Origin of the sequence: Microbacterium sp. H6 (genome assembly GCF_003314775.1) — a bacterium.
GTDB lineage: Bacteria > Actinomycetota > Actinomycetes > Actinomycetales > Microbacteriaceae > Microbacterium > Microbacterium oxydans.
This window is the reverse complement of the sequence record NZ_QOAY01000293.1, coordinates 2,078-8,624: the sequence shown is the minus strand read 5'-3', so window position 1 is coordinate 8,624 and position 6,547 is coordinate 2,078. Positions and strand designations below refer to the sequence as shown.

Annotated in this window: 6 protein-coding genes; 4 read left to right on the top strand and 2 right to left on the bottom strand. The window is 68.3% G+C overall.

The window, feature by feature from the left end; all coding sequences use genetic code 11:
- The 4 genes from DSP71_RS19015 to DSP71_RS19000 form a co-directional block, all read left to right on the top strand.
- The coding region (locus DSP71_RS19015; protein WP_147251401.1) for a spermidine/putrescine ABC transporter substrate-binding protein at window positions 1-1,079 on the top strand (1,079 nt) is incomplete at its 5' end.
- Window positions 1,072-1,956: an ABC transporter permease gene (locus tag DSP71_RS19010; RefSeq protein WP_058631244.1), complete on the top strand. Its 885-nt coding sequence runs from the start codon at window positions 1,072-1,074 to the stop codon at window positions 1,954-1,956. The genes DSP71_RS19015 and DSP71_RS19010, both read left to right, overlap by 8 nt.
- The gene (locus tag DSP71_RS19005; protein ID WP_218867307.1) at window positions 1,953-2,834 is read left to right on the top strand and encodes an ABC transporter permease; all 882 of its coding nucleotides are present in this window, start codon (window positions 1,953-1,955) and stop codon (window positions 2,832-2,834) included. The genes DSP71_RS19010 and DSP71_RS19005 overlap by 4 nt, the downstream gene beginning before the upstream one ends.
- 2 nt (window positions 2,835-2,836) lie before the next feature.
- Window positions 2,837-4,498: an amidohydrolase gene (locus DSP71_RS19000; protein ID WP_113681828.1), complete on the top strand. Its 1,662-nt coding sequence runs from the start codon at window positions 2,837-2,839 to the stop codon at window positions 4,496-4,498.
- Between the two features lie 76 nt (window positions 4,499-4,574).
- Here DSP71_RS19000 and DSP71_RS18995 read toward each other — a convergent pair whose 3' ends face one another.
- Window positions 4,575-5,963, bottom strand: a complete 1,389-nt coding sequence (locus DSP71_RS18995; protein WP_113681827.1) for an aspartate aminotransferase family protein — start codon at window positions 5,961-5,963, stop codon at window positions 4,575-4,577.
- Window positions 5,964-6,013: 50 nt separating this feature from the next.
- Window positions 6,014-6,547, bottom strand: a 534-nt coding sequence (locus DSP71_RS24340; protein WP_258546556.1) for an aldehyde dehydrogenase family protein, incomplete at its 5' end; no start/stop codon positions are given.

The following is a 6,547-nucleotide window of genomic DNA, read 5'->3' as shown; positions in this document are numbered from 1 at the left end:
TGGCGGGCGGCGCCGTCGTGCTCAGCGCGTGCTCGCCGGGGCAGAACGCCGCGGCCGTGCATGCCGAGGGCGGCCCTCTCGAGGACAAGCTCTCCATCTACAGCTGGGGTGACTACGACGCCCCGGAGGTGCTCGAGCAGTTCACCGCCGAGAGCGGCCCGCGCATCGTGCTCGACGCCTTCAACTCCAACGAGGAGCTGATCGCCAAGCTGGTCGCCGCCCGCGGCACCTCCGGCTACGACATCGTGGTGCCGACCGGGGTGTTCGTCGGGCCCATGGCCGAGAACGGACTCCTGCAGAAGTTCAACCTCGACCTGCTGCCGAACATGAAGCACGTGGCACCCGAGTTCCGTGGGCGCTCTTGGGATCCCGGCAACGAGTACTCGGTGTGCAAGGCGCGGGGGACCACGGGGTTCGTGTACGACAAGAGGGTGATCTCGCGCGAGCTCACGACCTGGAACGACTTCATCGATGCCGCGCAGAACGAGGCATCGGGCTCGACCTCGGTGCTCGACGACCCGGCACCGCTGCTGGGCATCTACTTCTGGGCGAACGGCATCGACTGGACGACCACCGATCCCGACCACCTCGACGCGGTCGAGAGGTTCCTGGTGAAGGATCTCGCTCCGCACGTCTCGGCGTTCGACTCGTACCCCGGTGGGTCGTCGATCCCGCAGGCGTCCCACGCGCTGCTGCAGTCGTACAACGGCGACGCGCGGCTCGGCATCTTCGAGTCGGACGACCCTGACCGCTGGCAGTGGGTGCTCGGGAGCCCGGCGACGGAGCTGTGGATGGACAACTGGGCGATCGCCGCGGGAGCTCCGCACCCCGAGGCCGCGCACGCGTTCATCGACTTCGTGCTGCAGCCCGACGTGCAGCTCGCACAGGTCGACTACATCGGCTACGACACCGGCATCTCCGGCATCCGCGAGGAAGCGGAGGCTGCGGGGCTGGAACGGCTCGACATGGTGTTCTTCGACGAGGAGCAGGTGGCCACGATGCACGAGGGCAAGCTGACCGATGCGCAGGACCGTGTCGTCTCGATCTGGAACTCGATGAAGGCGGCCGCCGGTGCCTAAGCTCAAGTTCGGTCTCGCGATCCCCGCGTGGGTCTGGCTGCTCGTCTTCTTCGTGGCCCCGATCTTCATGGTCGTGGTGTTCAGCTTCGGCTACAAGCCGAGCATCTTCGCCACGCATGCGCTCGACCACCTCTCGTTCGACCGCTACCTCGAAGCGCTCTCCCCGACGTTCTTCAGCACGTTCCTGAACACGCTGTGGATCGGCATCCTCGGCACGGCCCTGTGTCTGGTGATCGGCGGTCCGGTCGCATACTGGATCGCGGTGAAGGCCCCGCCCTCGAAGCGCGGACTCCTGCTCGCGCTCGTGATGGTGCCGTTCTGGACCAACTTCCTCGTGCGCACCATCGGCTGGCAGGTGATCCTCGCCCCCGAGGGCTGGCTCTCGCAGCTGCTGCAGGGCATCGGGGTCATCCCCGGTCCGCTCGATCTGCTCTACTCGCGCGGCGCGGTGCTCCTCGGCGTCGTCTACAACTACCTGCCGCTGATGATCCTGCCGCTGTTCGTGGCCTTCGATCGCGTGTCGGGGCCGCTGCGCGAGGCGAGCAAGGATCTCGGCGCGAACAGCGTCACGACCTTCCTGAGGGTGACGGTGCCCCTGGCCAGGCCCGGAATCATCGCGGGAGTGCTGCTGGTGTACATCCCGCTCATGGGCGACTACATCACGGCGACCGTGCTGGGCGGGGCGAAGGGCAACATGATCGGGCAGGTCGTGGCGAGTCAGTTCCAGACCGCGCAGAACTGGGCGCTCGGCTCGGCCATGGCGGTACTGCTGATCATCGTCATCATGCTCTCGATCGCCGTCGCGGCCGGACTCCTCTGGCTCGTGACCCTGCCGCTCCGGCAACGCAACCGCCTCGTACTGGGGGAGGGATCATGACCGCCGTGACCGATGGACCGCAGAAGACCGCACCGCGCGTGCGCCGAGGGGCCGGTCGCTTCGTGCTGCCGATCTGGGCGGCGCTGGTGTTCCTGTTCCTGTTCCTGCCGATCCTCGTGATCATCGTCTACTCCTTCAATGTCGGCCGGCTGCTGGTGTCGTGGGACCATTTCGGCTTCGACTCGTTCCTCGCGATCGTGAACAAGCCAGCGATCCGCGACGCGGTGCTCGTCTCGGTGCGCACGGGCCTGCTGGCGGCGCTCCTTGCCACCGCGCTGGGAACCCTCGCCGGCATCGCGATGGCACGCAATCCCGGCAAGTGGGTGTGGTGGTTCCTCGGACTGCTGCTGCTCGTGTCGGTGACGCCGGAGATCGTGGATGCCGTCGCGCTCCTGCCGTGGTTGGTCTTCCTCGGGCAGGACGCCGGGATCGGCATCTTCAACGACGGCACCATGAGACTCGTGGTGGGACAGTCGCTGTTCTCTATCGCGATCGTGTCGTACATCGTGCGGGCGCGGCTCGTGGGGCTCGACGCCCGGCTCGAAGAGGCCTCGGCCGACCTCTATGCGCCCCCGGTGCGCACCTTCTTCAAGATCACGCTGCCTCTCGCGATGCCTGCGGTGCTCGCCGGGTTCCTGCTCTCGTTCACGCTGAGCCTCGACAACACCGTCGTCTCCGCCTTCGTGCAGGTCTCCGGCACGACGCCGTGGCCCGTCTACGTGCTCAGCGCCCTCCGCAGCGGGTTGCGGCCGGAGATCGCCGCGGTGTCCACGATCATGCTGGTGCTCACGCTGCTGGCACTCGCTCTGGTGGCGGTCGTCCTCAAGCGTGCGGGTGACTCGGCGACCGAGATCGCCCGCACGATGGCGGGAGGGTGAGCATGGTGTTCGCAGATCTGGTGTTCACCGCCGGCACACGGGGAGGACGCGTCTTCCTCGCGGACGCTGCGCGATCGACCGCGCATGCCGTCGCCGTCACGAACGGCCGCATCAGCGCAGTGGGACACGACGTCTCGGCGCTGGTCGGCCCGCACACCGAGGTCGTCGACCTCGACGGCGGGCTTCTGGTACCGGGGTTCCAAGACGCGCATGTGCACCCGGTGTGGGGTGGGTTGGACATGCTCCGCTGCGACCTCGCCGAGCTGTCGACGCGCGAGCAGTACCTCGACCGCATCGCCGCATATGCGCAGGAGCATCCCGATGACGAGTGGATCCTGGGCGGCGGATGGCAGATGTCGGCGTTCCCCGGCGGTGTACCGACCGCGGAAGACCTCGACTCCGTCGTGCCCGACCGCCCGGCATTCCTGCCCAACCGCGACGGCCACGGCGCCTGGGTCAACTCCCGAGCACTCGCGCTCGCCGGCATCACCCGCGCGACGGCCGATCCAGAGGACGGGCGGATCGAGCGCGACGCGACCGGCGCACCGAGCGGCACGCTGCACGAGGGCGCGATGGGCCTGGTCAACAGGCTGCTGCCGACGGAGGTGCCCGAGCGTCTGGTGGAGGCCCTCCTGCAGGGGCAGCGCTACCTGCACTCCTACGGCGTGACGGCGTGGCAGGACGCGATCGTCGGCACCGAGTACGGAGACGCGGGCGACCCGCTGCCCGCGTACCTGACCGCCGCCGCATCCGGTGCGCTCACCGGTCGCGTGGTGGGTTCGCTGTGGTGGGATCGGTCGCGCGGCCTGGAGCAGATCGACGACATCGTGCGCCGACGTGATGAGAGCACGGTCGGGCGATTCCGGGCACGCAGCGTGAAGATCATGCAGGACGGCGTGGCGGAGAACTTCACCGCCGCGATGCTCGAGCCCTACTGCGACGGCCACGGGCATCCGCGCGAGGACTCCGGGATCTCCTTCGTCGAGCCCGAGCTGCTCAAAGAAGCCGCGACCAGGCTCGATACCCTCGGATTCACGCTGCACTTCCACGCGATCGGCGACCGCGCGGTGCGGGAGTGCCTGGATGCGGTCGAGGCCGCGCTCGTGCGCAACGGACCTCGCGGGAACAGACACCACATCTCCCACATCCAGGTCGTGCACCCCGACGACATCACGCGGTTCCGGGCGCTCGACGTCACCGCCAACATGCAGATGCTGTGGGCGACGCTGGAACCGCAGATGGTCGATCTCACCATCCCCTTCCTCGGGGAACAGCGGTCGGCGTGGCAGTACCCGTTCGGTGACCTCCTGCGTTCGGGGGCCGCGCTCGCCGCAGGAAGCGACTGGTCGGTGAGCACACCGAACCCGATGGCGGCGATCCACGTCGCGGTGAACCGTCGTTCCGCGCCGACCGAGTGGGAGGGCGATTACGAGCCGTTCCTCCCCGAGCAGGCGATCGACCTCGCCACGGCTCTCGTCGCGTACACGGCGGGCTCGGCGCGGGTGAACGACCTCGACGACACCGGCACGATCGCCGTGGGGATGCGGGCCGACCTCGCCCTGCTCGACCGTGACCCGTTCGAGCATCCGGCCGACGAGATCGGCCTGACCGAGGTGCGCGGCACCTGGGTCGAGGGGGAGCGGGTGTACGACTCCGCGGAGTGAGCCGCGGGACGACTCCGAACACACGAAACCCCGACGACATCGCGTCGCCGGGGTTTCGTGCCGGGTGCTCGTGTCGTCAGCCCGCGGCGACCTCGTCGGCGACTGCGAGAGCCTCGTCGAGCGCGGTGAGACCGCGCACCAGATCCTCTTCGCTGATCACCAGCGGCGGAGCGACGTGCATGCGGTTGAAGTGCGTGAACGGCCAGACCCCGGCCTTCTTGGCAGCCGCGGCGAAGGCGCCCATCGGCGCGGCATCCGCTCCTGAGGCGTTGAACGGCACGAGGGGCTCGCGCGTCTCCTGGTCGCGCACGAGCTCGACGGCCCAGAACAGCCCGAGGCCGCGCACGTCGCCGACGCTCGGGTGCTTCTCGACCCAGCCGCGCAGCGTCGGCTCGACGATACGGGTGCTGAGGTCGCGCACGCGCTCCAGGATGCCGTCGCGACGGAACACCTCGAACGTGGCGACGCCGGCCGCGCAGGCGAGCGGATGGCCGGAGTAGGTCAGTCCGCCCGCGAACGGCATCGTGTCGAAGGCGCTCGCGATGCGGTCGGAGATCACCACGCCGCCCAGCGGAACGTAGCCGGAGTTCACGCCCTTCGCGAAGGTGATCAGGTCGGGGCTGGCGTCGAACGCGTCGATGCCGAACCATTCGCCCAGGCGGCCGAATCCGACCATGACCTCGTCGGCGATGTACACGATGCCGTATCGGTCGCACAGCTCGCGGACACCCTGCAGGTACCCGGGCGGCGGGACGAGCACGCCGTTGGTGCCCACGACCGTCTCGATGATGATCGCCGTGATGGTCTGCGGCCCCTCCAGCTGGATCGTCTGCTCGAGGTGTGCGAGCGCCCGCTCAGCCTCCTGCTCCGGAGTCTCGGAATGGAACGGAGAGCGATACAGGTACGGTCCGAAGAAGCGCACGGCACCGGAGTCGACCGTGTCGTTGGCCCAGCGCCGCGGATCGCCGGTGAGCGAGATCGCCGTCGAGGTGGAGCCGTGGTAGCTGCGGTACATCGACAGCACCTTGCGGCGTCCCGTGAACTGGCGGGCCATGCGCACCGCGTACTCGTTGGCCTCGGCGCCGCCGTTGGTGAAGAACACCTTCTCCAACCCCTCGGGCGCGACCTCCGCGATCAGACGTGCGAGCTCGCCGCGCACGTCGTTGGCGATGGAGGGCTGGATCGTCGCGAGGCGTCCGGCCTGCTGCTGGATCGCGGCGACCAGATCGGGATGCTGGTGCCCGAGGTTGAGGTTCACGAGCTGGCTCGAGAAGTCGAGGTAGGGGTTGCCCTGGTAATCCCAGAAGGTCGATCCCTCGCCTGCGGCGACGGGCAGCGGGTCGATCAGGCCCTGTGCGCTCCAGGAGTGGAACACGTGCCCGCGGTCGTCTGCACGCACCTGCGCTTCGGCTTCGGGGGCGGGCAGCGGGTGCGCGACCCCGTGTCGGTCGGTGAAGTTCGTCATCGTCGTGTCCGCTCAGTCGTTGCTCGGGAAGTCAGTCGTTGCTCGGGAAGTCAGTGGTTGCTCGGGAAACCGAGGTCGATCTGGGAGGGGGTGTGGTCGGGCCAGCGGGTGGTGACGACCTTGGAGCGCGTGTAGAAGTGCACCGACTCGGGGCCGTAGATGTGCGAGTCGCCGAACAGCGAGTCCTTCCACCCGCCGAACGAGTAGGCGCCGATCGGCACGGGGATCGGAACGTTCACGCCGACCATGCCGACCTCGATGTCGAACTCGTACTGACGGGCCGTGCCGCCGTCGCGCGTGAAGATCGCGGTGCCGTTGCCGTAGGCGTTGGCGTTCACGAGGGCGACCGCGTCGGCGTAGGTGTCGACGCGGACGACCGACAGCACCGGGCCGAAGATCTCGTCGTCGTAGACCTTCATGCCGGGGGCGACCTGATCGATCAGACTGACACCCAGGAAGAAGCCCTCCGAGTCGAACTCCTTCTGCGTGCCGTCGACGACGACCTTCGCGCCCTCGGCCTGAGCGCCCGTCACGTAGGAGGCGACCTTGTCCCGGTGCTCGCGGGTGATGAGCGGACCCATCTC